Raw genomic sequence first — 24,093 nt, 5'->3', positions numbered from 1 at the left:
GTATAGAACTCGCCGGCGTTCCGGCCTTCGGCTGCGGCGAATCGACCGAGGAAATACTCGTATACCCTGCCGAGTACGTCATCGGAGCCGTGGTCAACCTCGGTGAATCCAATGCTGCCGATCAGATCAACAAGCTCACCGAGGAGTCGCTTGTCGATCTCTGCCTTGGCATAGGTCTTGGGAAGGACACCTCGAAGCGTTGGGTTCTCCTTCTCGATCGCATCCATAGCATTATCGAGAAGCACCCCGATGTTGGGCTGCTTGGCAAGCCCCTGAATCGAATCCCATCGAGCCTCAGGAGGCACCCAGAACACGTTCTCCGCTGTGTACTCGTCGCGCGACTCAATGATTGCCTCGCGCCGACGTTCGTTGGGCACGTAGTACTCGGACGTCTCGTCTGCCGTTGCGTCCACGAGGAAGGCATGTCGCTGCTGGAAGGCGTCGGAGACGTACTTGAGGAATACCAAACCCAGCGCAACGTGCTTGTACTCAGCGGGTTCGAGGTTGCCACGCATCTTGTCGGCCGCCTCCCAAAGGAAGACCTCCAGGCTCCTGGCGCTTCGTGGCGGTCGCTCCCCGGTCGCCCGCCTTGGCGTCGCTGAGCCCACTTTGGGGCGCGCTGTTTGGACGGCAGGAACCGTCGCCGTCTCGACCTCCTCCACGAGGGGGTCGTCAGGGTGGTCGGCGTTCCACGCCCCCACCACCGCCGCAGGCAGGCGACCGCGGTCTCCCACCTCATACCCGGCTTCGAGTGCCCAGCGGCGTATCTCTGAAGGGTTAGCCACGATCGTCCATCCTTGCCGGAGTCTGGCACCTTCGCCGACAGGGGATCAGCATTTGGAGCTTGGTCGTCGCCATCGAAGTTGGCGGCTCCGCGAATGGTCCGTCTGGTGGGCTTCGCGGCGCCGCCGGCGCTGGGTAATGCCGAACCGCCACGATCACGGCCCCGACCGCCGTGGCGGTACGGGGCACCCACGAAGCGGCATCTCCTGCTAGCTCGACGGCACGCCGGCGGCCTACGTCGGGGTCTGTCATGGGAAGCGTCCCTGCATAGCGACACATGAGCTGAACGTTCCACAGCAGCGCGATGAGCAGGGCGCTCGGGTGCATCGCAAGCCGTCTGTACGCGTGGGCGGGGTTCGGTACCTCTCGCGGGCGACGACCGTCTGATCTTCTCGAACGGCCAGGGCGCGGCGCTCCGGCGGACCCGCTTTTCCGACGTCTGGCGCCCGGTGGCGAAGTCGGTCGGCCTCGAGCCGGGGACGGGCTTCCACGCATTGCGCCACTTCTACGCGTCGGCGCTGATCCGCTACGGGGAATCGGTGAAGGTGGTCCAAGGGCGGCTCGGCCATGCGTCAGCCTCGGAAACGCTGGACACCTATAGCCACTTGTGGCCGGACTCTGAGGACCGGACCCGGGCGGCGGTCGAGGCGGTGTTCGCTCCACCGAGCGACAGCGATGAGTTGAGCGGCTAGAGCCCGGGCGGGGCGAGTGGAGGGAGCTCCCGCCACGGCATCGTGCCGCCAGCATCACGGACGACTTCGGCCGTGCAATCCCGGTCCATGCATCGCCCGTAGCTCTTCGCTGGGTTCCCGTCGACACCTACCGGAAGGTGGTTGCCCAGGATCTCGTCGTTCGCGAGCACGGACACATCGGAGCCGCCACAGACCGGGCAGCGATCAGCGTCGTTCATACCGTGAGCGTAGGCCGGTGCGGACTCCTCGCTAAACGCTTCGGCCGGTTAGGGACGTTTCCCCCCGGTCAGAGGTGGGGTGACGATGAGTCGGCCTGTAGGCGGGGTTCTGTTCCCCGGTCCCTTTCGGGGGTCCGGTTCGGTGACCATCCATCTGTGCGGTCCACCTGAGGGTTCCTCCCGGGGGAGGAGCGGCGGGCAGCCTGCCCTCTGTTCGACCTTGCTCCGGGTGGGGGTTGCCGAGCCGACCGGATCGCTCCGGCCGCTGGTGCGCTCTTACCGCACCGTTTCACCCTTGCCTGTGCTGGATCGCTCCAGCCATCGGCGGACTGTTTCTCTGTGGCCCGATCCGTGAGGTCGCCCCCACCTGGCTCTCGCCAGCACCGTCGCCCTGTGGAGCCCCGACCTTCCTCGACCACCGACCCGCCGGAGCAGAGCGGAAGCCGCGGTCACCCGGCCGACTCACCGTCGTCGGCGAGCCTAGGCGGCGGGCGATCGGCAGCTCGGATCAGCTGCCTTCGGCCTGGGCCTTCTTGGGGCCGAGGAAGGCGTCGCCGGGGACGAGGTCGGTGCCCGGGTACAGCGGGTCCTCCGGGATGGCGCCCTTGCCGCCGTCGGCCAGGATCGTCACGCGGCGGGCGTCGGCAGCGGCGAGGAGCATGGCCTGCTGGCGCCACTCGGCGGTGGTGAAGATGCCCACGGCGTTGATGTAGGTGGCCGTGAGGGCGCTCTCGAGGTCGTGGAAGAAGTCGAGGATCGAGGCGTCGTCGGTGAACTGGGCCACGCGGGGCTTCACCAGGTTCTCCGAGAGGTACTCGTTGGCCGTGGCGTCGTCGACGATGTCGTCCTTGTCACGCTCGTCGATGGCGTCGGTGAGCAGCTTGGCGGCCGACGCGTGGGCCGAGCCGAAGCGCTTGACCGCGGCGGACAGCTCGGGGTCGCTGATCTGGGAGCTGTTGCCGGCGTAGACCCGGGCCACCAGGAGCTCGATCGAGCGCAGGGTGCGGAGCTGGATGGCGTCGTTCTCGACGGCCGTGGCGCTCGGCACCGTGGTGGGCACCGTCGGCGGCGAGCTGGTGCTGGAAGCCGGCGTGCCGGAGAGGCCGGCGGGCGGGCCGTCCTTCTTGCCGCAGGCGGCGAGGAAGAACGTGGCGCCGGCGCCGACGGTGCCGGCCAGCAGCAGGTTGCGACGGCTGGTGGTGGTGGGCTGGTCCTGCGACATCAGTTCCCGGCCTCCGTGGTGGTGGTGGCTTCGGTGGTCGTGGTGGGCGCCAACGTCGTGGAGGTGGCGTTGGTGAGCTCGGTGATGGTGGCGGTGCGGGCGCCGTCGGTGGTGGCGACCTGCGGGGTGAGCTCGGCGAGCGGCGTGCCGGCGGCCCGCCCGAGGGCGGCGGCGTGCTGCGACTCGACGGCCAGGACCTGCGCCACGGTCTTCGAGGTGGTGGCGTCCTGCATGCCGCCGAGGGCCCAGAGGTGGGTGGCGGCGAGCACGTCCTCGAGCTCGCCCAGTGCGATCAGCACGGCCTTCTCGTCGGCGGCGGCCTTCACGGTGGCGCCGGTGCCGTCGAGCACGTCGCTGTCGGGCTCGGGCTCGGGCGGGGCCGGCGTGGTGGGCAGGAGGGTGGTGAGGGTGTCGACCACCGCCTGGTGGTGGGTCTGGAAGGTGCGGAACTGCTCGCGCCAGCTGTCGCCCACGGCGGGGTTCGACAGCGCCTCCAGGTACACCTGGACCGCAGCCAGCTCGAGGGGGAGGGTGAGCGTGGCGAACTGGGCGTCGTCGAGCTCCGGGGCGTCGCCGGCGGACTGGGCGCCGGCGGGCAGGAGGCTGGTGAGCGGTCCTGCCGTGGTGCCCACGGCGACCAGCGCGCCGGCGAGGGCGGCGCGGGTCAGGAACGTCCGTCGGGTGGTCGGGACGGCCTCCGGCTTGTCGATCGGCACGCGTGTTCCTCCTGGATCGGGGCGCGCTGGCCCCGACATCGTCACTTCTCCTGCGGGAAGTGTGGTCATCGCGAGTGGTCCGAGTCCAAGTGAGCGGCCCACGTCGTGTCGAGGGCTCATCAGAACGAGATGGCGGACAGTTCCGGGAACCAGGCCGCAGCCCGCTTCAGGGTGTCGGCCCACCGCTCGCGGTCGAAGCTGCCGACCGGCTCGACGACCTCCGTGGGCGCCCACGTGGCCGCGATGTCGTCGTCGCCGGACCAGGCGCCCAGGGCGAGCCCGGCGGCGTGGGCGGCGCCGAGCGTGGTCGCTTCTCGCTCGGGCGAGACCTCCACCGGTCGGCCGGTGGCGTCGGCCAGGGCCTGGACGAAGGTCGGGTTGGCCGACATGCCGCCGTCGACGCGCAGGGTGGGGATGGCCAGGCCGCCGTCGGTCTCGGCCGCCTCGACCAGGTCGGCGGCCCGCTGGGCGATGCCCTCGAGCACGGCCCGCACGATCTGGGGGCGGCCGCTGCCCCGGGTGATGCCCAGCAGGGCGCCACGGGCGCCGTAGTCCCACGTGGGGGTGCCCAGGCCCAGCAGGGCGGGCACGTAGGCCACGCCGCCGCTGTCGGCGCAGGCGGCGGCGACCTCGTGGGAGGCCTCGGCCGAGTCGATGATGCCGAGGTCGTCGCGCAGCCACTCGACGTTGGTGCCGGCGGCCAGCATCACCGCCTCCAGGCCCCAGCGGCGCCGGCCGCCCTGGCCCCGGGTCACGATGGGGAAGGTGCCACCCTCGCCCTGGGTGGCGAAGCTCGGGCGCCCGTCGAGGCAGAGGTCGAGCATGCCGCCGGTGCCGAAGGTGATCTTGGCCTGGCCGGGCAGCACGCAGCCCTGGCCCAGCAGCGAGGCCTGCTGGTCGCCGAGGATGCCGGCGATGGGCGGGGCGCCGTCGAGCGCGGTGGCCTCGCCGATGGTGCCGATGGAGTCGACCACCGTCGGCAGCGCCGACCGGGGGATGCGCAGCGCCTCGAGGATGGGGTCGTGCCAGTCGGTCTGGTCCTCGACCCGCAACCCGTACAGGGCGGCGTTGCTGGCGTCGGTGACGTGCACCTCGCCCTGGGAGAGGGTCCAGGCCACCCACGAGTCCACCGTGCCGATGCACAGGTCCCGGGTCCGGTCGGGGTCCGCCAGGTCGAGCAGGTGCGAGGCCTTGGTGGCCGAGGCGTTGGGCGCCATGCGGAACCCCTGGCCGGCCAGGGTGAGGCACTCGACGATGGTGCGCAGGTCCTGCCACCCGAGGCCGGGGCCCACGGGCTCGCCGGTAGCCCGGTCCCACACGATGGTCGAGGCGCGCTGGTTGGCGATGCCGACGGCGTCGACGCCGCCCGCTTCGGCCACCGCGTCTCGGGCGACGGCCAGCACGCCGGCGGCCAGCTCGGTGGCGTCGAACTCCACCAGGCCGGGGGCGGGGGACGACGGCAGCACCTCCTGGCGGTGGCTGTGGGTGACGCCGGTGCCCGGCTCCACCACGGCGGCGCGCACCCCACTGGTGCCGACGTCGATCACGAGCAGCTTCATGCGGTCCTCACGGTTCGGAAGGGGTGACGGGGCGGCGAGCGCCGAGGGTGCCGCCGGCGGCGCCGGCGGCAGCGGCCAGCAGGCCGGTGAAGAGGATGGACCCGAGCGAGACGCCGTCGCCCCGGTCGAGGCGGCCGAGCACGGCGATGACCTCGATCAGCACGAAGACGATCAGGGCGGCGGCGGTGCCGTGGCGGGCGCGCTCGAAGGTGGCCAGGCGCCCGGCTGCGAAGCCGGCCAGCACGAAGCCGAGCAGGAGCACCAGGAGCGTGACGATGGAGAGGACGGCCGAGCGGTCGTCGGCGTCCTGGGCCGAGAGCACCACGTTGGCCAGTGCCGCGGGCACGGCCAGGAAGGTCCCGGCGGCCGCGCCTCGGGCGGCGGTGAGGAGGTCGACCTTCACGGAGCGGGCCAGCGGACCGCGCCGAAGGGGTCGGGCAGGCCGAGCTTGCCGGGGTTGCAGATGCCGTTCGGGTCGAGCGCGGCCTTGAGCTGGGCCAGCACGCCGAGCCCGTCGCCCAGGGCGTCGGCTACGAAGCGGGCCCGGTTGAGGCCGATGCCGTGGTGGTGGCTGAGCGAGCCCCCGTTGGCCAGCACGGCGCGGGTGCCGGCGTCCCACGCCGCGGCGTAGTAGCCGTCGCGCTCGGCGGGCTCCACCCGGGCGGCGAAGGTGAAGTAGAGGCAGGCGCCGGTCACGTAGGAGTGCGACTGGTGGGCCGACACCGCCATGGTGCCGGGCACGGCGCTGATGGCGGTGGTGGCCGCGTCGTAGATGGCGTCGAGGGTGCTCCACGGGGCGGAGATCTCCATGGTGTCCACCACGAAGCCCTTCGAGATCAGCGCCTCGAGGGCATCGACGTTGTTGCGGTGGCCGAACCACGTCTCCACCAGCGAGTCGTCGAGGCGGTCGGCGGCGGCGCACGCGTCGGCCACCACGGCCATGCCGGCATCGACGATGAGCGGATCACCCTCGTCGTAGGCCAGCAGCACGTTGACCGAGGGGTCGACGCCGAAGTTCCGCTGCGACTCGATGCCGTCGTAGAGGCGCAGCACCGCGGTCTGGGCGCCTCGCTGGATGACCTGGCGCATGGCGTCGAGGGCGGCCGAGAACGAGCTGAAGCCGTAGGCCGAGCGGGCGGTGTGGGTGGGGGCGGGGAAGGCCTGCAGCCACGCCCGGGTGATGACCCCGAGGGTGCCCTCGGCGCCCACGAACAGCTGGGTGAGGTCCGGTCCCACGGCCTGGCGGGGCTGCCCGCCGGTGCGGACCACCCGGCCGTCGGCCAGCACGACCTCGAGGCCGATGACGATGTCCTCGATCTTGCCGTAGCGGTTCGAGAGCTGGCCGGCGCCGCGGCAGGCCAGCCAGCCGCCCACGGTCGACAGGCTCATCGACTGCGGCCAGTGCCCGACGGTGAGCCCGTGGGTGGCCTGCAGCTCGGTCTCGAAGGCGTCGCCGAAGGTGCCGGCCCACACCTCGACCAGGCCGGACGGCCCGTCGACCTCGCCGATGCCGGACAGCTCGGTGAGGTCGAGCACCACGCCGCCGTGGACGGGGATGGTGCCGCCCACCACGCTCGAGCGCCCGCCGGCCGGCGTGACCGGGACTCGCGCCTCGTTGCAGAGCCGCAGCACGTTGGCCACCTCGTCGACCGACGTGGGGCGGGCCACGGCGCCGGCCACCTGGCCGACCTCGCCGTCGGTCGCCCAGACCATGGCCAGCGGCCACCAGTCGCGGCTGGCCTCGGCCCGCGCGCCGGGGTCGAGCCGGACGTCGGCGCAGGCGTCGGCCAGGTCGGCCAGGAAGTCGTCGCCCAGCAGCACGATCGGGGCGGTGAGGTGGCCGGTGGCCCCGGCCGGGTCCCCGGCGATGGCGATCGGCGGGGTGGGCGCACCGGGGGGCGGCGAGCCGGGCGTGGACGTGACGGCGGTCATCGCCGCCGATCGTAGGCCGGGGACGCGATCGGGCCCGGGCCGCCCAGACGCGACCCGGGCCCGAGACCCGATGACCCCTCCACGCCGAACTTGTCGCAGTTGGCCGACGCCCGGGTCGACAACTGCGACAAGTTCGTTGGGGGGGTGGGTGGGGCCGAGCTCGATGTGGTCAGGCGGTGGCGATGGCCTGGAGGGGGTCGAGCTTGGCGGCGCGGGCGGCGGGGCGGAGGGCGGCGCCGACGCCGGCGAGGGCGCCGAGGGCCAGCACCACCGTGAGCTGGCCGACGGGGATGGCGAACTGCGAGAGCTCGCCGCCGCCGGCCGAGCGGACCAGGGCCCACGCCCCGACGATGCCGGTGGCCAGCCCGAGGGCGGTGCCGAAGACGGCGATCACCACCGACTCCCAGCGGACCATGGCCCGGGTCTGGCTCCGTCCCTGGCCGATGGCCCGCAGCAGGCCCAGCTCCCGGGTGCGCTCGAAGGTCGAGAGCGACAGCGTGTTGGCGATGCCGATCAGGGCGATGACGATCGACAGGGCGAGCATGCCGTACACCAGCACCAGGATCTGGTTGACCTGGGCGCCGATGGCGTCGGCGAACTCCTGCTTGTCCTGCACGTCGATCGTGGGCACCGACTTGACGGCGTCCTCCACCGCCGAGCGCCCCTGCTCCAGGCTCACGCCGGGCTTCAGGGCGACGGCCACCATGAAGTCCTCCACGGGGGCGCCGTGGCCCTGGGTGAAGGTCGTGTCGGCCAGGAGGTCCGGGGCGAAGTCGGTGTTGGCGAAGATGGCCCGCACCGTGGCGTCGCCCTTGGTCCCGTCGAGGAACTGGTACGGCACCTTGGAGCCGACCTTCCAGCCGTTGTCCTCGGCCTCCTTGGTCGACACGGCCAGCGAGGCGCCGGTCATGTCCTCGATGCGGCCGTCGGTGACGCCGAGGTCGAGCACCTTGGCCACCTGCTTCGGGTCGCTGACGCCCACCAGCTCGTCCTTGCCGTCGATGCGCATGGGGGCGTCGCCGAAGCCGGCGGCCCCGCTCACCTGCGGCAGGTCGGCGATGGAGCGGGCGATGCTCGGGTCGAAGGTGGCGTCGCCGGTGCCGGCGGTGGCCACCAGGTCGCCGCCGAAGCTGGTGTTGATGGTGTGGTCGAGGCTGGAGCGCAGCGAGGCGCCGATGACCGTGAACAGCGCCACCACCGCCACCCCGATCATGAGGGCGGTCGAGCTCGACGACGTGCGCCGGGGGTTGCGCACGGCGTTCTGGCGAGCGAGGTCGCCGGTGACGCCCCGCAGCCGGAGCGGGAAGCCGAGGAAGCGGCCGACCGGGCCGGCGAACGCCGGTCCGAGCACGGCGAGGGCGACGACCGCCGCCCCGACACCGCCGGCGGCGGACGCCATGCTCTCGCTGGTGGTGCCGTGCAGGACCAGGCCGACGGCTGCCGCGCTGAGCAGCCCGCCGAGCGCCAGGCGGCCGAACGTGGCGCCCGTGCGGTCGACGGCGGTCTCGCGCAGGGCCGCCATCGGCGTCACCCGTGACGCCCGGACGGCCGGGCCGAGGGCGCAGAGGGCGGTGACCACGGTCCCGAGGGCGATCGAGCCGAGCAGCGTGGCGGGCACCAGTTCGAGCCCGTTGCCCACCGAGAGGCCGCCGCTGCTCAGCACCTTGCCGAGCAGCGCTGCCACCCCGATGCCGATGCCGACGCCGGCCGCCGAGGCCAGCAGGCCCACGAGCAGGGCTTCCACCAGCACCGCCCGCAGGGTCTGGCCCCGGGTGGCCCCGATGGCCCGCAGCATGGCGGCCTCCCGGGTGCGCTGGGCGACGATGATAGCGAAGGTGTTGTAGATGCTGAACGCCGCCACCAGCAGGGCGATCACCGCGAAGGACAGCAGGGCCGGGCGCAGGAAGCCCATGACGTCGTCGACCGCGTCGCGGTTCTCGAGGCGGAACGCCTCGCCGGTGATGACCTGGGTGTCCTTCGGCGCGACGCGCTCGATCTCGTGGACGAGGGTGGCCTGGCTGGTGCCGGGCTCGGCGTCGACCAGGATCCGGTCGACGGTGCCGGCACCGCCGGCCAGGTGGGCCTGGGCGCCGGACGGGCTGAAGATGGTGGCGGTCACGCCGGCCTGGGAGTCCTGGTCGCCGAAGTGGGCGAGCCCGACGATGGTCGCCTGCACCGGGTCCGGCGTGAGGATCGTGGCGGTGTCGCCGAGGGCGAGGTCGCCCTTGTCGGCGGACGTGGCGTCGATGGCCACCTCGTCGGGCCCGGTGGGGGCACGGCCGGAGGCGATCCGGTAGGGGTTGAGGGCCGGGTCGTCGATCCAGGTCATGGCCAGCGTCGGCGGGCCGAATCCGCCGAGCGCGTCGCCGTCCTTGCCGATGATGGTGGCCTTGCCCCGCACGTCGGCCTGGGCGTCGGCCACGCCGGGCAACGCCCGGACCCGGTCGACGAGGCCGCCGTCGATGCGGGGGCGGATGGTGTCGTCCATCTGGTCGCTGAGGGTGCGGTCGCTGCGGACCACGGCGTCGACGCTGGCCGACTCGGTGTCGAACAGCTTGTCGAAGCCGGTCTGCAGGGTGGCCGTCTGCACGAGCACGCCCACGAGGAAGGCGACGCCGAGGGCGACGGCGGCGAAGGTGGAGACGAGGCGCCGCTTGTGGGCGCGGAGGTTGCTGAGGGTGACCTTGCGCATCGTTCAGTCCCCCAAGGCCTTGAGCCGGTCCAGGACCGAGTCGACGGTCGGGGCGGGGACGTGGTCGACGATGCGCCCGTCGGCCAGGATCACCGCGTCGTGGGCGAAGGTCGCGGCCACCGGGTCGTGGGTGACCATCACGATCGTCTGGCCCAGGGCCTCGACGGCCTCGCGCAGGAAGCTGAGGATCTCGGTGCCGGTGCGGGAGTCGAGGTTGCCCGTGGGCTCGTCGGCGAAGATCAGCTCGGGCCGGGTGGCCAGGGCACGGGCCACGGCCACGCGCTGCTGCTGGCCGCCGGAGAGCTCGCTGGGCCGGTGGCCGAGGCGGTTGGCCAGGCCCACGGTGTCGACCACCTGGCGGAACCACGCCTCGTCCGGGCGGTGGCCGGCGAGGCGGGCGGGCAGCTCGATGTTCTCGCGGGCGGTGAGGGTGGGGATCAGGTTGAACGCCTGGAACACGAACCCGATGCGGTCGCGGCGCAGGCGGGTCAGCTGCTTCTCCCGGAGGGCGCCCAGGTCGGCGTCACCGATGAGCACGTGGCCCGAGGTCAGCGTGTCGAGGCCGGCCAGGCAGTGCATGAGGGTGCTCTTGCCGGAGCCCGACGGCCCCATCACGGCGAGGAAGCGGCCGGCGGGCACGTCGAGGCTGACCCCGGCGAGGGCGTGGACGGCGGTCGGGCCGGAGCCGTAGGTCTTGACGGCGTCGACGACCCGGGCCGCCACGCCGGGCGGGGTGGCGGGGCGACCGCCGCGGCGGGGCGGGGTGGAGGTGTGGGGCGGGGGAGGGGCGGTGGTCTGGGTGTGCATCGCGGGTCCTTCGGAACGGGAGCGCCGCCGGTGTGGCGACAGGTCCCAGCGTGAAGGAGCGCGGTGTCCGGTTCGATCCGACCACCACCCGTCGAGGGGTGGGGTTGCCCCCACCCCTAGGGGTGAGGGTGGGCCACCTCAGGGTCGGCCCGGTGGCTCAGGGAGCGAGCAGGTCCTCCCCGAGCGACACGGCTTCGAGGGCGGTCTCGGGCAGGCCGGCCTGGGTGCGCTCCAGCTCGACGGCGGCCCGGTAGGTCGCCGCCTGCTCGGCCGCCTCGTCGGCGGTGAGCCCGAGGATGGGGGCGATCAGGTCGGCCACGTCGCCGGCCGCCGCAGCCGAGGCATCACGGGCCAGGAGGCGGGCGCGGGTGCGGCGGCTGAGGACGTCGTCGACGCTGCGGGCCATCTCGTAGCGCACGGCGTACACGGCCTCGGCCCGGATGTAGGGCAGGCCCTCCACCAGCGGTTCGCGGAGGCTCGGGTCGGCATCGGCCAGGGCCAGCACGGTGGCGGTCTCGCCGCCGTAGCGGTTGGCGAGGTGGGCGATGACCGGGTCGGCGTCGAGCGCGAGGGCGTCGTAGCCCTCGGCGCCGCGGAGGCGCAGCTTCTTGGTGCGCGAGCGCTTGGCCACGCCGTCGATGGCCGAGCCGAGGTGCTCGACCACCGCGTCGACCGTGTCGGCCGCCATCTCCCGGTAGGTGGTGAGCTTGCCGCCGGTGATGGTGACCACGCCGCTCTCGGACGGGTTGACCTTGTGGCGGCGGGACAGGTCGGCGGTCTTGCCCGAGCCCTTGCTCTTGACCAGCGGGCGCAGGCCGGCCCAGGTGCCGACGACGTCGGCGCGGGTGATGCCGGTGAACTTCATGGCGCGGAGCAGGTAGTCGACGTCCTCCTCGGTGCAGGCGGGGTCGTCGAGGGGACCGTCGTAGTCGGTGTCGGTGGTGCCGATGTAGGTGAGGTCGCCCCACGGCACGACGAACACCGAGCGCTTGTCCTGCGGGACGGGCACCACGACGGCGACGTCGTTGCGGACCTTCCCCCACGGCACGGTGATGTGGATGCCCTTGGCGGGACGGATGGAGTCGGGGTCGACGCCCTCGTCGAGGTGGCGGACCTCGTCGGACCAGACGCCGGCGGCGTTCACCACGGCCCGGCAGCGGACCCGGATCTCCTCGCCGTCGGCGAGGACGGTGGCGCCCTGGACCTGGCCCTTGGCGTCCTTGTCGATGCCCACCAGGCTGACCCCGTTGGCGGCGACGGCGCCGAACTCGATGGCGGCGGTGCGGGCGACGGTGAGGGTGAGCCGGGCGTCGTCGACGGTGGCGTCGTAGTAGAGGTACGACGCCGCGAGCTTGTCCTCGGGCAGCGTCGGCATGTGGGCCAGCGTCTCCTCGGCGGAGATGCGCTCGTGCAGCTTGCCGATGCGGGCGCCGCCGGTGAGGTCGTACATCCACATGGAGATGCCCAGCGCACGGGACAGCTTCTTCGGGATCACGCTGCCCTTGCCGGTGAGCACCGGGAGCAGGAACGGGAGCAGCTTCACCAGGTGCGGCGCGTTGTGCCGCAGCCGCTGCCGCTCGTGGAGGGCTTGGTAGACGAGTCGGATCTCGCCCTGCTGGAGGTAGCGCAGGCCGCCGTGGGCCAGCTTCGAGGACTTCGACGAGGTGCCGGAGGCGAAGTCGCCGCGCTCCACCAGCGCGGTGCGGAGGCCACGCGAGGCGGCGTCGAGCGCCACGCCCACGCCGGTGATGCCGCCGCCGACGACGAGCACGTCGAACGGGTCGTCCGCCAGGCGACGGAGGGCGTCCTCGCGGTCGAACCAGCCCGGCCCGATCATCGGGGGGGCTCCGGCGAGGTGGGGACGTCGAGGCATGGGCCGATCCTACGGCCGACCCCCTCGCCAACCCCACCCGGGCGGACGTTCGGGACCCTTCACTCGGTGCATCAACGTGGCTTGCCCCTGCCGCGCAACGGGTGTTGACGGCGGCGACCGGCGGTACCGTCCGCGGGTGCGAGCGCTGCGACCGGGTCCACGACCTCGTCGTGGGTGAGCCCCGGCCGCCGGTGTCCCGGCGTCCACCACACCCACCACCACAAGGAGGCCACCCGACATGGCTGAGCTCAAGGGTTCCCAGACCGAAGAGAACCTGAAGGAGGCCTTCGCCGGCGAGAGCCAGGCGAACCGCCGCTACCTCTACTTCGCCCAGAAGGCCGACATCGAGGGCTACCCCGACGTCGCCGCCCTGTTCCGCTCCGTCGCCGAGGGCGAGACCGGCCACGCGTTCGGGCACTTCGACTTCCTCGCCGAGGTCGGCGATCCGGCCACCGGCGAGCCCGTCGGCCCCACCGAGGACAACCTCAAGTCGGCCATCGCCGGCGAGACCTACGAGTACACCGAGATGTACCCGGGCTTCGCCAAGACCGCCCGCGAGGAGGGCTTCGACGAGGTGGCCGAGTGGCTCGAGACCCTCGCCCGCGCCGAGAAGTCCCACGCCGGCCGCTTCGCCAAGGGGCTCGAGAACGTCTCCTAGCCCCACCGGCTGACCTCCCGCCGGTCCTCGCCCCTGGAACCGGGGCGACCGGCGAACACCCGATGAGCGGGGGGGACCTCCGGGTCCCCCCGCTTGCGTCGGGGACCCCGGCGGCCGACCATCGGGCCCCGCCCCCGCCCCCGCCCCCAAGGAGCGCCGAGATGAGCAAGCTCACCCTGGACGACATCGCCGACCTGCGCGAGTACGAGCGCGGCCGCACGGCGTTCCGCACGGAGGTGATCGCCCTCAAGAAGCGGCGGCGCATCGGGGTCGGGCCGGTGGTGACGTTGCTGTTCGAGAACCGCGACACCATCCGGTTCCAGATCCAGGAGATGGCCCGGGCCGAGAAGATCTTCACCGACGAGGGGATCCGGACCGAGCTGGACATCTACAACCCGCTCATCCCCGAGCCCGGGCACCTCGCCGCCACCCTCTTCATCGAGCTGACCACCGACGACGAGCTGCGGACCTGGCTGCCGAAGCTGGTGGGCATCGAGCGCAGCGTCGTCTTCCGGCTCGGCGAGGGCGATGACGCCGACTGGGTTCGCTGCACCGTCGACCCCGAGCACGAGAAGCAGCTCACCCGTGACGAGATCACCGCGGCGGTGCACTACGTGCACTTCTCGCTCACCCCGAACCAGGTCGAGCTGTTCCGGTCCCGTCCGGTGTCGCTGGTCCTCGATCACCCCGACTATGTCTACGAAACCCCTCTGAACGGGGACAACGTCGCAGAGCTGGTGGCCGACCTGGTCGGGTGACGCCCCGGGCGCCGAAAAGATCATGTGGACACCCCGGGGGGCGGGCGACCATACTCGGCCCTTCGTTCGCCCCCGGACCGGGCTCGTTCTCCCGCATCCGGCCAGCGCACGACCCCCAGGCGGGGCCAGCCGAGGCCACCGTCGTCATCCGACCGCCCGTCGAGGGAGCGACCCTCCGAACATGAACCTTTCCTGGCGCAACAAGGCGGCGTGCCACGGTCTGGACCCCCAGACCTTCTACGCCGAGACCGACGAGGATGCCGAAGCGGCCAAGCGCGTGTGCGCCGTGTGCCCCGTGCAGAGCGCGTGCCTGGAGTACGCGCTGACCCGCCGGGAGAAGGAAGGCGTGTGGGGCGGCTGCACCGAGCGGGAGCGCCGGCGGATCATCCGCCAGCGTCGCCGCACGGCCTGACCTTCCCCGTCGCCTGCACCGGACCGCCCGGTCCGGGCGGAGGCCACGGCGGGTGCTCGCCCGCCGGCCTGACCGGCACGCCGTCCCACGTCCGGGTGGATCGGTGTCGGTTTGGAACGATCGCGGCGCGGGCACCGTCGGAGCGCCATGGCCAGCCGGAACCCCCCGTCGACCCCCCCGGCGCGGATCGGGGCACCCCGGCCGAGCGCCACCTGCTCCGGTCCGTCGCCGCCTGGCCCTCGCTGCCCACGGCTCCCCACCGCACCGAGCGCCTCGCCATGGCGGGTGCGGCCATCCTCGCCCTCTCGGTGCTGGCGCCCTGGCGGGATCCCGTCGACGGGCCGGCGGGACTGCTCCGCCTCGGCCACCCCGGCCTCCTTGCCCTCGCCGCCCTGCTCGCTGCGCTGCTCGTCCCGCTGCGGCGGGCTGACGTCTCCTCGGCGCCGGGGCTCACCGCCGCCACGGGCGCGCTGGCCGCCATCGGCACCCTGATCGTGGAGCGGTCATCGAGCGACCCCCTCCCGTTCCTGAGCACCGGTCGGGCGCTGGGCTTGCTCGGTGCCGCGGCCCTCGTGGGCTCGGCGGTCGGCCTGCCGGGCGAGGTCGACGTCCCCACGCTCGGCTTCCCGCGCGACGCCGTCGAGGAACCGCTCACCGACGCCGAGTCCGCCGCCTTCACCGCGCGCCTGCGCCAGCACCTCGTCCGGCCCTCCAGCCCCCGTGGGGACCTGCTGGCCCTGGCGTCGGTCGTGGCCACCGGCGTGGGCGTGCTGCTGCTCTTCGCACCGTGGCGCGCTCGGGTGGTGCCCCGGCCCGGTGGATCGCTCGACGGGCCGACCACCGTCGCCAGCGGCACCAGCCTCCTCGGCCCGGGCCGCACGGCGATCGTCGTCGGCCTGGTGGTCCTGGGTTGGCTGGTGGCGGCCGCCTTCGGGGCCCGCCGGGCGCTCCCGGCCCTGGTGCTCGGGGGGCGCCGGGCTGCTCGGGGCCCTCCTGCACGTGACCCGCCTCGACCTGGGGTCGGCCACCGCCACGCCGGCCCTGGTGGCCGCGGCCGGCGTCGTGGCCGTCGCCGCCGGGCTGGCTGCCACGATCTGGTCGCCCACCTGGGCCCGTGCCCTCAGCGTGGTGGCCCTGGTCCCCCTGGCGGCGGTGGCCGTCGGCGGGGAGCGCCCGCGCCCGGCCGCGACGGGCCCTTCACCGTGCTGGCCGACGGCACGGAGGTCGCCGTCGATGGTGCGCCGGCTCGCTCGGTCGGCTTCAACACCCTGGTGGCCTGGTGGGACGGCGAGCGCCCGGGCGCCATCTCGAGCCCGGCCGTCGACCCCGACGACGGCGCCGACCAGCGCGACCTCGCCTGGTCGATCGACGACGGGCGCGTGCGAGCGCGCTTCAGCGTCGGCACCGGCGACACCCCGATCAGCCAGGTCGTCGGGCGCTGGGTCGTGGCCCAGGGCTCCGGCCGCGCCAGCGTGTACGACCTGCGGGACGAGCTCGGCCAGGGGTGCTGCGCCGACGGCTTCGCCGCCGACCGCAAGGGCCACGTCTGGCGGTTCCAGCCGCACAGCGGGTCCGGCACCTACGAGCGCGTGCCGGCCAGCAGGATCGGCGACGTCGGCGACGGCGATGGCGAGCTGCCGACCCCCGCCGGGGCCCAGGCCATCGTCGCCGGCGACGACGGGCCGCTGTTCGTGGTGGAAGGCACCCGACTGGTCGACCCGGTGGCCGGTCGGATGGTCTTCGACGCACGGGGGCCCTGCGGCACGCCCGGCGGCGGCCTGGCGCCGAACACCCTCGGGTCGATCGGGCCCGTGGCCGGCGATGGCCGCGGCGGGCTCTGGCTGGTGGCCCAGGCCGGCGGTTCGCTGGGCGGCGTGCAGTCCGGCGACGTCCTCGTGCACCTCGATGCCAAGGGCAAGGTCGAGCGGCTGGCGCACCGCGTCGAGGACGTGTCGAGCCTGGCCGTGAGCGACCGGGGCCGGCTCCTGCTCGCCGCCGGCGGTCGCCTGCTGGAGCTCGACGACCCGATCGCCCGCCTCACCTCGCTCGGCAGCTTGGCCGACTGCGCCGAGCCCGGGCCCCGCGTGGCCCCGGCCCTGCGCACCACCGAGGCCCCGGCCCTCGCCGAGGAGCAGGACCAGTTCGGCAGCGGGCTGCCGCTGCCGCTCGACGCGAAGGGGACCACCTTCGGGTACGCCGAGGACGGCTACCAGATCAACCGACCGGTGGGTGACCCCGTGCCCATCGCCCTCCCGGGCGACCTGACGGTGGCCGTCGGCGACGGCGAGGGCGGGGCGTGGGCGCTCACCGACGACGGCTGGGTGGGCCACGTCCACCAGAACGGGCGCGTCGACCGCGTCGCCGACGTGCCGGAGGACGCCACCTGGCTCGGCGCCACCTCGGCCGGGCAGCCCCCGACGATCCTCGGCGGCTCGCCCGACGACGTGCTCGACCGGGCGACGGTCGGCGGCCAGCCGCTGCCGGCTGCGGTCTCGCCGAACACGGCACCCTCGACGGTGGTGCGGACGCGCTCGGGCGCGCTCCTCGTCGTCGCCGACGGCCAGGTGCTCCGCCAGGAGGGTGACCGCTGGGTGCGCATCGCCGGCCAGAAGGCGACCGGCGGCAACGAGTCGGTGCGGGCCACCGTCGACGAGCTCCTGGCGGGTGATGCCCAGGCCGACGACGTCTACGTGCGGCCGACCTCCGATGTCGTCCCCGACGTGGTGGGCGACGGCGCCCTCTTCGTGAGCGGCGACCTGCTGGTGCGGGTCGACGTCGACGGCTCGGTCACCGCCCTCGCCCAGGACGAGCGCCTCCGAGGGGCGGACCTGGCCCGCGTGGGTGACCAGGTGGTGGTGGACGATGCCTTCGGCCAGGTCGGCCTGCTGGCCGAGAGGAGTGCATCGTGAGCACCGGATCGACGGCGAGCGAGGGTCCCGAGGCGGCGCTCGAGGCCGAGCTGTGGCGCCAGGCGGAGCGCGGCAACCGCCGCTGGGCGTGGCAGGCGGCGGTCGGCATCGGGGGCGTGCTCCCGGCCCTGCTCGTCGGCGGGACCACGCTGGCCACCTCGGGCGGCGGCGGGCTCGGCGGCCGGCCCGGGGGCTTCCTGGCCTGGCTCGGGGTGGTGGCCAGCCTGGGTGCGCTGCTCTCCGTGCGGGCCGACGTCGAGCTCGTCCGCCGGCCGACGGCGCCGACCATCGTCCTGCTCGGCTCGATCGCCATCGCCGTCGCCCTGCGGTCGGCGGTCGCCGCCGACCTCGCGACCCCCTGGCCGCTCGTCGGGCTGCTCGGGGCGTGCTGGGCGTTCGGCACCGCCGGCACGGAGCTGCTGCGGCTCCGGTCCGTGCTGGCCATCCGCCCCGAGGAGCTGCCCACCTCCCGTGAGGTCTGGGCCCTCCGCCGCCGGGCCCGCGACACCACGGCCAGCCACCGCAGCGCGCCGGAGACCTGAAGCCGTCGCCTAGCCTCCGCGGATGCTCGCCGTCCGCCGCATCCGACCCGACGAGGGGCCCGTGCTGCGGGCCACGCGCCTGGCGGCGCTGGCTGATGCCCCTGGCGAGTCCACCACCACGCTGGCGCGCGCCCAGGCCCACGACGACGACCACTGGACCAGCTCCGCGGCTGCGAACGCCTCGGGCCCGCTGCAGGCCACGTTCTTCGCCGAGGCCGACGAGGCCGAGCGCGCCGAGCCCATCGGCCTGGTCGGCGCCTACGCCAACCGCAGCGGCGTGGTGAACCTCGTCGGCCTCTGGTCGGCTCCCGGCTACCGCGACATCGGCGTGGCCACGGCCCTGATCGACGCCGTGGCGGCGTGGGCCGTCAGCGGTGGCCACACCCGGCTGCGGCTCTGGGTGGTGGAGCGCAACGAGTACGCCCGTCGGTTCTACGAGCAGGCCGGCTTCAGCTCCACGGGCACCTCCATGCCCTACGAGCCCGATCCCCGCATCAGCCAGGTGGAGATGGTCCTGGAGCTCTGAGCGCCGGGTACGGTCCGGCCATGGACTTCGAACTGCCCGAAGAGCTGCAGGAGCTGCAGGCCACCTGCCGCAAGATCGCCCAGGAGAAGGTCAAGCCGCGAGCCCGCGAGATCGACGAGTCGGGCGAGTACCCGCAAGACCTCTTCGAGGTCTTCCGAGACGCCGGCCTGCTCGGGCTCTGCATCCCGGAGGACCTCGGCGGCTCCGGCGCCGGCATCCTGGGCCTCACCCTGGCCATCGAAGAGGTGGCGAAGTACTCCAACACCGCCGCCCTGATGCTGCTGCTCACCCGCCTGCCCACCGGGCCGGTCATGATCGCCGGGAGCCGCGAGCAGAACGAGAAGTACATCGCCCCCATCGCCGACGGCTCCAAGCGCGGCGCGTTCTGCCTCTCGGAGCCCCAGGCCGGGTCCGACGTCATGGGCATGCGCACCAAGGCCGTGCGCGACGGCGACGAGTGGGTGCTCAACGGCAACAAGTGCTGGATCTCCGGCGTGGCGCAGGCCGACTGGTACACCGTCTTCGCCAAGACCTCCGACGACGTCACCGCCCGCAACCACGACGCCATCAGCGCGTTCATCGTCGAGCGCGACTGGGACGGCGTCGACGTGCCCTCGGTCGACCGCAAGATGGGCGTCCGCGGCGTCGACACCGGCGAGCTGCTGCTCACCGACGTCCGCGTGCCCGCCGAGAACCTGATCGGCGAGGTCGGCGGGTTCCAGCTCGCCATGCACGGCCTCAACTCCATGCGCCCGATCGTCGCCGCCCGGGGCATCGGACTGGCCGAGGGCGCGCTCATGTACGCGACCGAGTACGTCAAGGAACGGGCGGCGTTCCGGAAGACCATCGCCGACATGCAGGGCATCCAGTGGCAGATCGCCGAGGTGGCCACCGAGATCGAGGCCGCCCGCCTCCTGACCTACCGGGCGGCGTGGATGGCCGACCGGGGCCAGTACACCAAGGAGTTCGTCCCCAAGCTGTCGATGGCCAAGTACTACGCCAGCGAGGTCGCCGTGAAGGCCTCCGGCGTCGCCCTCCAGATGCTCGGCGCCGCCGGCTACATGAAGGACCACATGACCGAGCTGTACTACCGCGACGCCAAGCAGCTCACCATCGTCGAGGGCACCAGCCAGGTCCAGCTCGGCCTCATCGCCCGCGGCGTCCTCGCCCACGACCTGTGGTGGGACTAGGGGGGGTCTTCGGGCTCACTCGCTCGCTGCGCTCGCTGCGCTCGCTCCGTTCGCCCGAGTTTCGATCGGCCGGCTGACGCCGGGCTGCCTTCGCTCGCTGAGGGTCCGGCGGAGCCGGCCCCTCAGATCGTGGGGGGCTCCGCAAGCTCCGCCCCCCCACACCCCCCGGGCTCGCTCCGCTCGGGAACCCCAACCCCCCAGACCACCCCACGGCTTCGCTTTGCTCGCTGACGCGCCTCGGCTGGGGCGTGGGGGTTGGTGGGGGGTCTGGCAGGGTGGGGGGGATGACGGGGGAGCCGGGCGATGGCGCGAGGCGGGTCGTGGTGCGGGCGCCGGTGCGGGTGGGCGATGTCGGGGGGTGGACCGACACGTGGTTCGGGTCGCCGGGGGTGGTGTGCCACCTGGCGGTGGGGCCTGCGGTCGTGGTCGAGGCGGCGTTCGTCGACGGGGTCGCGGGGCCGGGGCTGGGGCCGGTGCGCATCGTGGCGCCCCTGCTCTTCGAGGACTACCGGGCCGGGCCGTCACCCGACCGCGGCTGGCGGTGGCCGGTGCCGGGGCGCCAGCCCCTGCTGGAGCACGCGGTGGCGTCGGTGCTCGAGGACGTGCCGCTGCCCGCCGGTCGCTCCGTCGAGCTCCACATCACCTCGGCCGTCCCGGCGGGGGCCTCGCTCGGCACGTCGGGCTCGGTGGTGGTCGCCGTGCTGGCCGCCCTCGACGCCCTCGTCGGCCGGAGGCGTTCCGCCGCGGAGCTGGCCACCGCCGCCCACGCCGTCGAGACCGACCGCGCACGGCGCGAGTCCGGCGTCCAGGACCAGTGGGCGGCCGCGCTCGGCGGGTGCGGGCTCCTGGCGATCGGCCCGTACCCCGACGTGCGCCACCGGTCCGTGGCGCTGGCGGACGACACGGTCGCCGAGCTGGGGGAGCGCCTGGTGACGGTGGTCTTCGGCCCGCACGACTCCTCGGCGGTGCACGCCCAGGTGATCGACGCCATGGTCGGCTACGGGGGCCCGACCCACGACGCGGCGCGCTCGGCCCTCGGCCGGCTGTCCGCGCTGGCCCCCGAGGCGGCCGCTGCGCTCGAAGGGGGTTCGGTCGACGACTGGGCCCGCGTCCTCACAGCGGCCACCGACGCCCAGGGCGCCCTGCACCCGGACCTGGTCGGCGCCGCCCACGCCGCCGCCATCGACGTCGCCCGGTCGGCCGGGGCGAACGGCTGGAAGGTCAACGGCGCCGGTGGCGAGGGCGGCTCGCTCACCGTGGTGGCGCCCGACGCCGCCGCCGCGGCCGACCTCTCGGTCCGGCTCGCCCACGTGTCGCCCGCCTGGCAGGTGGTCGACCTCCGCCCCGCCGGCCCCCTCGAGGTCCTGGCCGTCACCCCCTGACCAGGGTCCACCCCTCGAACGTGTCGCAGTTGTCGACCGGGGCGTCGGGGAACTGCGACGAGTTCGGGGGGGAGGGAGGCGCTTGAGCAGGCCGTCAGGCCAGGACGTCGGCTTCGCGCTGGGCGGAGACGGCGCGGACGAGGTCGAGGATCTCGGGGTCGGCCTTGGTGGGGGAGCCGGCGTCGTACGGCGGCTGTGGGTCGTACTCGATGCCGAGCTGGACGGCCTGGCTCAGCTCGGGGCCCCAGATCTCGGCCAGCAGCGTGAGGGCCAGGTCGATGCCTGCCGAGACGCCCGCCGCGGTCCAGACCTTGCCCTGCTGGATCACCCGTTGCTCGGTGGGCTGGGCGCCGTAGCTGGCCAGCTCGTCGTAGGCCGACCAGTGGGTGGTGGCGTCGAGGCCCTCGAGGACGCCGGCGGCGCCGAGGAGCAGGGCGCCGGTGCACACCGAGGTGGTGTACGTGGTGCTCGGGTGGGTGGCGGCCACCCACTCGACGATCGGGTCGCGCTCGCGCGCCAGCTTGCGGGTGATGAACCCGCCGGGCACCAGCAGGAGGTCGGGGTCGGTGACCTCGGCGAAGGTGTGCTCGACGTCGAGGTGCAGGAGGCCGTTGTCGTCGGAGAGGCGGCCGGTGCGCTCGGCGCACAGCACCACGTCGACATCGGGGACCTGGGTGAAGACCTGGTACGGCCCGATGGCGTCGAGGGCGGTGAACCCGGGGTAGAGGCCGATGGCGATCTGCATGGTGGTGCTCCTGGGTGGGGTCGTGCGGTGCGGGTGGTGAGGGTGGGTCGAGCGGGTCGGGGGCGAAGCGGTCGGACGAGCGCTCAGGCGCGGGCGAAGTGCTGGCGGTAGCTGGCGGGGGTGGTGCCGAGCCGGCGACCGAAGGCCCGGTGGAGGGTCTCGGCGTGGCGCAGGCCGACCGATCGGGCCACCGCGCCGACGGTGAGGTCGGTGCTCTCGAGGAGGCGTCGGGCCGCCTCCACCCGGAGCTCCTCGACGTGGGCGGCCGGGGTGGTGCCGGTCTCGGCCTTGAACGAGCGGGCGAAGGAGCGGGGGCTCATGCCGGCCCGGTCGGCCAGGCGCTCGACGGTGAGGTCGTCGGCCAGGTGGTCCGGCAGCCAGCGCTGCACCTCCAGCACTGCTGGCGTGCGGGCCGACTGGGCCCGCAGCTGGGCGCTGAACTGGGCCTGGCCGCCAGGCCGCTGGGCGAACACCACCAGGTAGGTGGCGACCTCACGGGCCAGCTCGGGCCCGTGGTCGGCCTCCACGAGAGCCAGCGCCAGGTCGATCCCGGCGGTCACGCCGGCCGACGTCCAGCGGTCGCGGTCGTGGACGTAGATCTGGTCCGGCAGCACCTCGACGAGCGGGTGGGCGGCCAGCCGGTGGCACCAGCGCCAGTGCGTGGTGGCCCGGTACCCGTCGAGCAGGCCCGCTGCGGCCAGCACCAGCGAGCCGGTGCAGACCGAGGCGATGCGATCGGCCCGATCGGCCAAGGCCCGCACCGGGCCGATGAGGACGTCGAGCGTGCCGGGGTCGCGGGTCCCGGCGCCGCCCACCACCAGGAGCGTGTCGAAGCGGAGGCCTTCGGAGGCCACAGCCGCCAGGTCGACGTCGGCGGCGACGGTCACCCGGCTGGAGCTGGTGACGGCCGCGCCGCCCGGCGTGGCGATGCGCACGTCGTAGCCCGCTCGGTCGCGACGCCCGTCGCCCAGGATACGCGTGGCGGTGTCGAACACCTCCACCGGCCCGGCCAGGTCCAGCAGCTGGATCTCGTCGAAGGCCACCAGGACCACGCTGCGTCGTTCGCTCACGTCGCCCATGGTGCGCCCCGTCGGAGCTGTCCGCAATGCCAACATCCTGACGATCCCTGCCACCCCTCCCCGCAACTTGTGGGCCCACAGCGCCGTTTCCGGCAGCGTCGGCCCACAAGTTCGGGGGTCGGTGGGCGGGGGAGCGGGCCGGGCGGCAACCTCGACGGGGGCGGGGAAGGGGGTCTGCCATGCTGGCGGCCATGACCGGGGTGACGCTGGACGAGCTGGGCGGGTGGCCGGGGGTGCTCGGCACCCTCACGAGCCGGAGGGACCTCGACGCCGAGCAGGCGGCGGCGGCCATGGCCGAGATCCTCGACGGCAACGCCACGTCGGCCCAGATCGCCGGCTTCATCGTGGCCCTGCGCATGAAGGGCGAGACCGTCGTGGAGCTGACCGGGCTGGTGTCGGCCATGGTCGACCGCTCGGCTCCGGTGGTGCTGGCCCGGCCCGAGGGGGTCATCGACCTGGTGGGCACCGGCGGCGACCGCAGCCACAGCATCAACGTCTCCACCCTCGCCGCGCTCACGGTGGTGGGCGCCGGCGGCCGGGTGTGCAAGCACGGCAACCGCGCTGCGTCCTCGGCCTGCGGCACCGCCGACCTGCTCGAGGCGCTGGGCGTGGCCTTCGACCTTGGCCCGGAGGGCGTGGCCCGCTGCGTCGATGCCGTCGACTTCGGGTTCTGCTTCGCGCCCCGCTTCCACGGCGCCATGCGCCACGCCGGCCCCACCCGCAAGGAGCTGGGCGTGCCGACGGTGTTCAACTTCCTCGGCCCGCTCGCCAACCCCGCTCGCGTCCGTCGGCAGGTCACCGGCGTGGCCGACCCTGCCATGGCTGAGCGCATGGTCCAGGTGCTGGCGGCGAACGGCGCCGAACGAGCCCTCGTGGTCTACGGCCACGACGGGCTGGACGAGCTCACCATCACCACCACGTCCACCGTGCACGAGCTGCGCGACGGCGAGGTCCGCTCGTACGAGGTCGACCCGAAGGCCCTGGGCCTGGCCGGCGGCACGCTCGACGACCTGCGCGGCGGCGACGCCGACACCAACGCCCGCCTCGCCCACCAGGTGCTGGGCGGCCAACCCGGGCCCCAGGCCGACATCGTGGCGCTCAACGCCGCCGCCGGCCTGGTGGCCGCCGGCATCGTCGAGGACATCGCCTCCGGCGTCGACGCCGCCCGGGCCTCGCTGGTGGAGGGCAAGGCCGCAGCCGCCCTCGAGACGGTCATCGCCGAGTCCCAGGCCGCTCGCGCCGCGGGCCTCTGAAGCCGGGCTCCGGGCGCTCGACGCCGGCCGTCCACCCGTGCACCGAGCGGGGCACCAGCGCTCGGCGGCGAATTGAGTACCGCACCGAGCGCGATGAGTGCCCGTCACGGTGGTCGGACTGGCCGGGCCGTGGTCCCATCGGCGC

Annotated in this window: 20 protein-coding genes, 1 other RNA gene and 1 pseudogene; 10 read left to right on the top strand and 12 right to left on the bottom strand. The window is 73.6% G+C overall.

Translation table 11 applies throughout. The features are described from left to right. Positions 1-38: 38 nt before the first annotated feature. A pseudogene (locus tag KSP35_RS25205) lies at positions 39-515 on the bottom strand (type I restriction-modification system subunit M N-terminal domain-containing protein); the annotation flags it as partial. Between the two features lie 651 nt (positions 516-1,166). Between KSP35_RS25205 and KSP35_RS05940 the strand changes: the two are divergent. Then, positions 1,167-1,475 carry a tyrosine-type recombinase/integrase gene (locus KSP35_RS05940; protein WP_217002137.1) on the top strand — a complete coding sequence of 103 codons (309 nt, stop codon included), beginning with the start codon at positions 1,167-1,169 and terminating at the stop codon, positions 1,473-1,475. A 300-nt stretch (positions 1,476-1,775) separates the two neighbouring features. Here the strand turns inward: KSP35_RS05940 and rnpB are convergent. From rnpB to KSP35_RS05895, 9 genes are all read right to left on the bottom strand, one after another. Beyond that, an RNA gene (gene rnpB / locus KSP35_RS05935) (RNase P RNA component class A) lies at positions 1,776-2,158 on the bottom strand. Positions 2,159-2,201: 43 nt separating this feature from the next. Next, positions 2,202-2,915, bottom strand: a complete 714-nt coding sequence (locus KSP35_RS05930; RefSeq protein ID WP_216999827.1) for a hypothetical protein — start codon at positions 2,913-2,915, stop codon at positions 2,202-2,204. Beyond that, a complete protein-coding gene (locus tag KSP35_RS05925) occupies positions 2,915-3,631 on the bottom strand; it encodes a ferritin-like domain-containing protein (protein WP_216999825.1) in 717 nt (238 codons plus the stop codon). Before KSP35_RS05925 ends, KSP35_RS05930 begins: the two co-directional genes overlap by 1 nt. 119 nt (positions 3,632-3,750) lie before the next feature. Continuing rightward, positions 3,751-5,190, bottom strand: a complete 1,440-nt coding sequence (locus tag KSP35_RS05920) for an FGGY-family carbohydrate kinase (protein WP_216999823.1) — start codon at positions 5,188-5,190, stop codon at positions 3,751-3,753. Positions 5,191-5,197: 7 nt separating this feature from the next. After that, positions 5,198-5,593 (bottom strand): TIGR04086 family membrane protein, encoded by a 396-nt coding sequence (locus KSP35_RS05915; protein ID WP_216999821.1) that lies wholly within the window; start codon positions 5,591-5,593, stop codon positions 5,198-5,200. Further along, the gene (locus KSP35_RS05910) at positions 5,590-7,122 is read right to left on the bottom strand and encodes an FAD-binding oxidoreductase (protein WP_216999819.1); all 1,533 of its coding nucleotides are present in this window, start codon (positions 7,120-7,122) and stop codon (positions 5,590-5,592) included. The genes KSP35_RS05915 and KSP35_RS05910 overlap by 4 nt, the downstream gene beginning before the upstream one ends. A gap of 169 nt (positions 7,123-7,291) precedes the next feature. Continuing rightward, positions 7,292-9,814 (bottom strand): ABC transporter permease, encoded by a 2,523-nt coding sequence (locus KSP35_RS05905; protein ID WP_216999818.1) that lies wholly within the window; start codon positions 9,812-9,814, stop codon positions 7,292-7,294. A gap of 3 nt (positions 9,815-9,817) precedes the next feature. After that, entirely contained in the window at positions 9,818-10,621 is an 804-nt protein-coding gene (locus KSP35_RS05900; RefSeq protein WP_216999816.1) for an ABC transporter ATP-binding protein, read from the bottom strand. Between the two features lie 157 nt (positions 10,622-10,778). Beyond that, a complete protein-coding gene (locus tag KSP35_RS05895) occupies positions 10,779-12,494 on the bottom strand; it encodes a glycerol-3-phosphate dehydrogenase/oxidase (RefSeq protein ID WP_216999814.1) in 1,716 nt (571 codons plus the stop codon). Between the two features lie 238 nt (positions 12,495-12,732). Here KSP35_RS05895 and KSP35_RS05890 point away from each other — a divergent pair, with 238 nt between their 5' ends. From KSP35_RS05890 to KSP35_RS05855, 8 genes are all read left to right on the top strand, one after another. Continuing rightward, the gene (locus KSP35_RS05890; RefSeq protein WP_216999811.1) at positions 12,733-13,152 is read left to right on the top strand and encodes a rubrerythrin family protein; all 420 of its coding nucleotides are present in this window, start codon (positions 12,733-12,735) and stop codon (positions 13,150-13,152) included. Between the two features lie 161 nt (positions 13,153-13,313). Next, a complete protein-coding gene (locus KSP35_RS05885; RefSeq protein ID WP_216999809.1) occupies positions 13,314-13,910 on the top strand; it encodes a DUF3501 family protein in 597 nt (198 codons plus the stop codon). Positions 13,911-14,091: 181 nt separating this feature from the next. After that, positions 14,092-14,322: a WhiB family transcriptional regulator gene (locus tag KSP35_RS05880; protein ID WP_216999807.1), complete on the top strand. Its 231-nt coding sequence runs from the start codon at positions 14,092-14,094 to the stop codon at positions 14,320-14,322. A gap of 278 nt (positions 14,323-14,600) precedes the next feature. Then, complete coding sequence (locus tag KSP35_RS05875; protein ID WP_216999805.1) at positions 14,601-17,231, top strand: hypothetical protein; 2,631 nt, start codon at positions 14,601-14,603, stop codon at positions 17,229-17,231. Beyond that, positions 17,228-17,773, top strand: a complete 546-nt coding sequence (locus tag KSP35_RS05870; protein WP_216999803.1) for a hypothetical protein — start codon at positions 17,228-17,230, stop codon at positions 17,771-17,773. Before KSP35_RS05875 ends, KSP35_RS05870 begins: the two co-directional genes overlap by 4 nt. A gap of 22 nt (positions 17,774-17,795) precedes the next feature. Next, positions 17,796-18,299, top strand: a complete 504-nt coding sequence (locus KSP35_RS05865) for an N-acetyltransferase (protein ID WP_216999801.1) — start codon at positions 17,796-17,798, stop codon at positions 18,297-18,299. 20 nt (positions 18,300-18,319) lie between these two features. Then, a complete protein-coding gene (locus tag KSP35_RS05860) occupies positions 18,320-19,489 on the top strand; it encodes an acyl-CoA dehydrogenase family protein (protein ID WP_216999799.1) in 1,170 nt (389 codons plus the stop codon). Between the two features lie 284 nt (positions 19,490-19,773). Next, on the top strand, positions 19,774-20,871 hold the full coding sequence (locus KSP35_RS05855) for a hypothetical protein (protein ID WP_216999796.1): 1,098 nt from the start codon (positions 19,774-19,776) through the stop codon (positions 20,869-20,871). A 94-nt stretch (positions 20,872-20,965) separates the two neighbouring features. On the opposite strand, the gene KSP35_RS05850 is transcribed toward KSP35_RS05855, so the two are convergent. Then, positions 20,966-21,616: a DJ-1/PfpI family protein gene (locus tag KSP35_RS05850; protein WP_216999794.1), complete on the bottom strand. Its 651-nt coding sequence runs from the start codon at positions 21,614-21,616 to the stop codon at positions 20,966-20,968. Positions 21,617-21,699: 83 nt separating this feature from the next. Continuing rightward, complete coding sequence (locus tag KSP35_RS05845; RefSeq protein WP_371748724.1) at positions 21,700-22,695, bottom strand: GlxA family transcriptional regulator; 996 nt, start codon at positions 22,693-22,695, stop codon at positions 21,700-21,702. A 191-nt stretch (positions 22,696-22,886) separates the two neighbouring features. On the opposite strand from KSP35_RS05845, the gene trpD reads away from it, so the two are divergent. Beyond that, entirely contained in the window at positions 22,887-23,948 is a 1,062-nt protein-coding gene (trpD, locus tag KSP35_RS05840; RefSeq protein ID WP_216999792.1) for an anthranilate phosphoribosyltransferase, read from the top strand. Positions 23,949-24,093 lie beyond the last annotated feature (145 nt).

Source organism: Aquihabitans sp. G128 (assembly GCF_019048865.1).
Taxonomy (GTDB): Bacteria; Actinomycetota; Acidimicrobiia; order Acidimicrobiales; family Iamiaceae; genus Aquihabitans.
Note: the sequence above shows the minus strand (reverse complement) of the source record. Positions and strands in the feature narration are given on the sequence as shown.

Coding starts and splice junctions, on each gene's coding strand:
- KSP35_RS05865 (WP_216999801.1), top strand. CDS start 17,796: ATGCTCGCCGTCCGCCGCATCCGACCCGACGAGGGGCCCGTGCTGCGG.
- KSP35_RS05895 (WP_216999814.1), bottom strand. CDS start 12,494: ATGCCTCGACGTCCCCACCTCGCCGGAGCCCCCCCGATGATCGGGCCG.
- KSP35_RS05905 (WP_216999818.1), bottom strand. CDS start 9,814: ATGCGCAAGGTCACCCTCAGCAACCTCCGCGCCCACAAGCGGCGCCTC.
- KSP35_RS05845 (WP_371748724.1), bottom strand. CDS start 22,695: ATGGGCGACGTGAGCGAACGACGCAGCGTGGTCCTGGTGGCCTTCGAC.
- KSP35_RS05920 (WP_216999823.1), bottom strand. CDS start 5,190: ATGAAGCTGCTCGTGATCGACGTCGGCACCAGTGGGGTGCGCGCCGCC.
- KSP35_RS05860 (WP_216999799.1), top strand. CDS start 18,320: ATGGACTTCGAACTGCCCGAAGAGCTGCAGGAGCTGCAGGCCACCTGC.
- KSP35_RS05880 (WP_216999807.1), top strand. CDS start 14,092: ATGAACCTTTCCTGGCGCAACAAGGCGGCGTGCCACGGTCTGGACCCC.
- KSP35_RS05875 (WP_216999805.1), top strand. CDS start 14,601: ATGGCGGGTGCGGCCATCCTCGCCCTCTCGGTGCTGGCGCCCTGGCGG.
- KSP35_RS05850 (WP_216999794.1), bottom strand. CDS start 21,616: ATGCAGATCGCCATCGGCCTCTACCCCGGGTTCACCGCCCTCGACGCC.
- KSP35_RS05930 (WP_216999827.1), bottom strand. CDS start 2,915: ATGTCGCAGGACCAGCCCACCACCACCAGCCGTCGCAACCTGCTGCTG.
- KSP35_RS05885 (WP_216999809.1), top strand. CDS start 13,314: ATGAGCAAGCTCACCCTGGACGACATCGCCGACCTGCGCGAGTACGAG.
- KSP35_RS05900 (WP_216999816.1), bottom strand. CDS start 10,621: ATGCACACCCAGACCACCGCCCCTCCCCCGCCCCACACCTCCACCCCG.
- trpD (WP_216999792.1), top strand. CDS start 22,887: ATGACCGGGGTGACGCTGGACGAGCTGGGCGGGTGGCCGGGGGTGCTC.
- KSP35_RS05890 (WP_216999811.1), top strand. CDS start 12,733: ATGGCTGAGCTCAAGGGTTCCCAGACCGAAGAGAACCTGAAGGAGGCC.
- KSP35_RS05855 (WP_216999796.1), top strand. CDS start 19,774: ATGACGGGGGAGCCGGGCGATGGCGCGAGGCGGGTCGTGGTGCGGGCG.
- KSP35_RS05910 (WP_216999819.1), bottom strand. CDS start 7,122: ATGACCGCCGTCACGTCCACGCCCGGCTCGCCGCCCCCCGGTGCGCCC.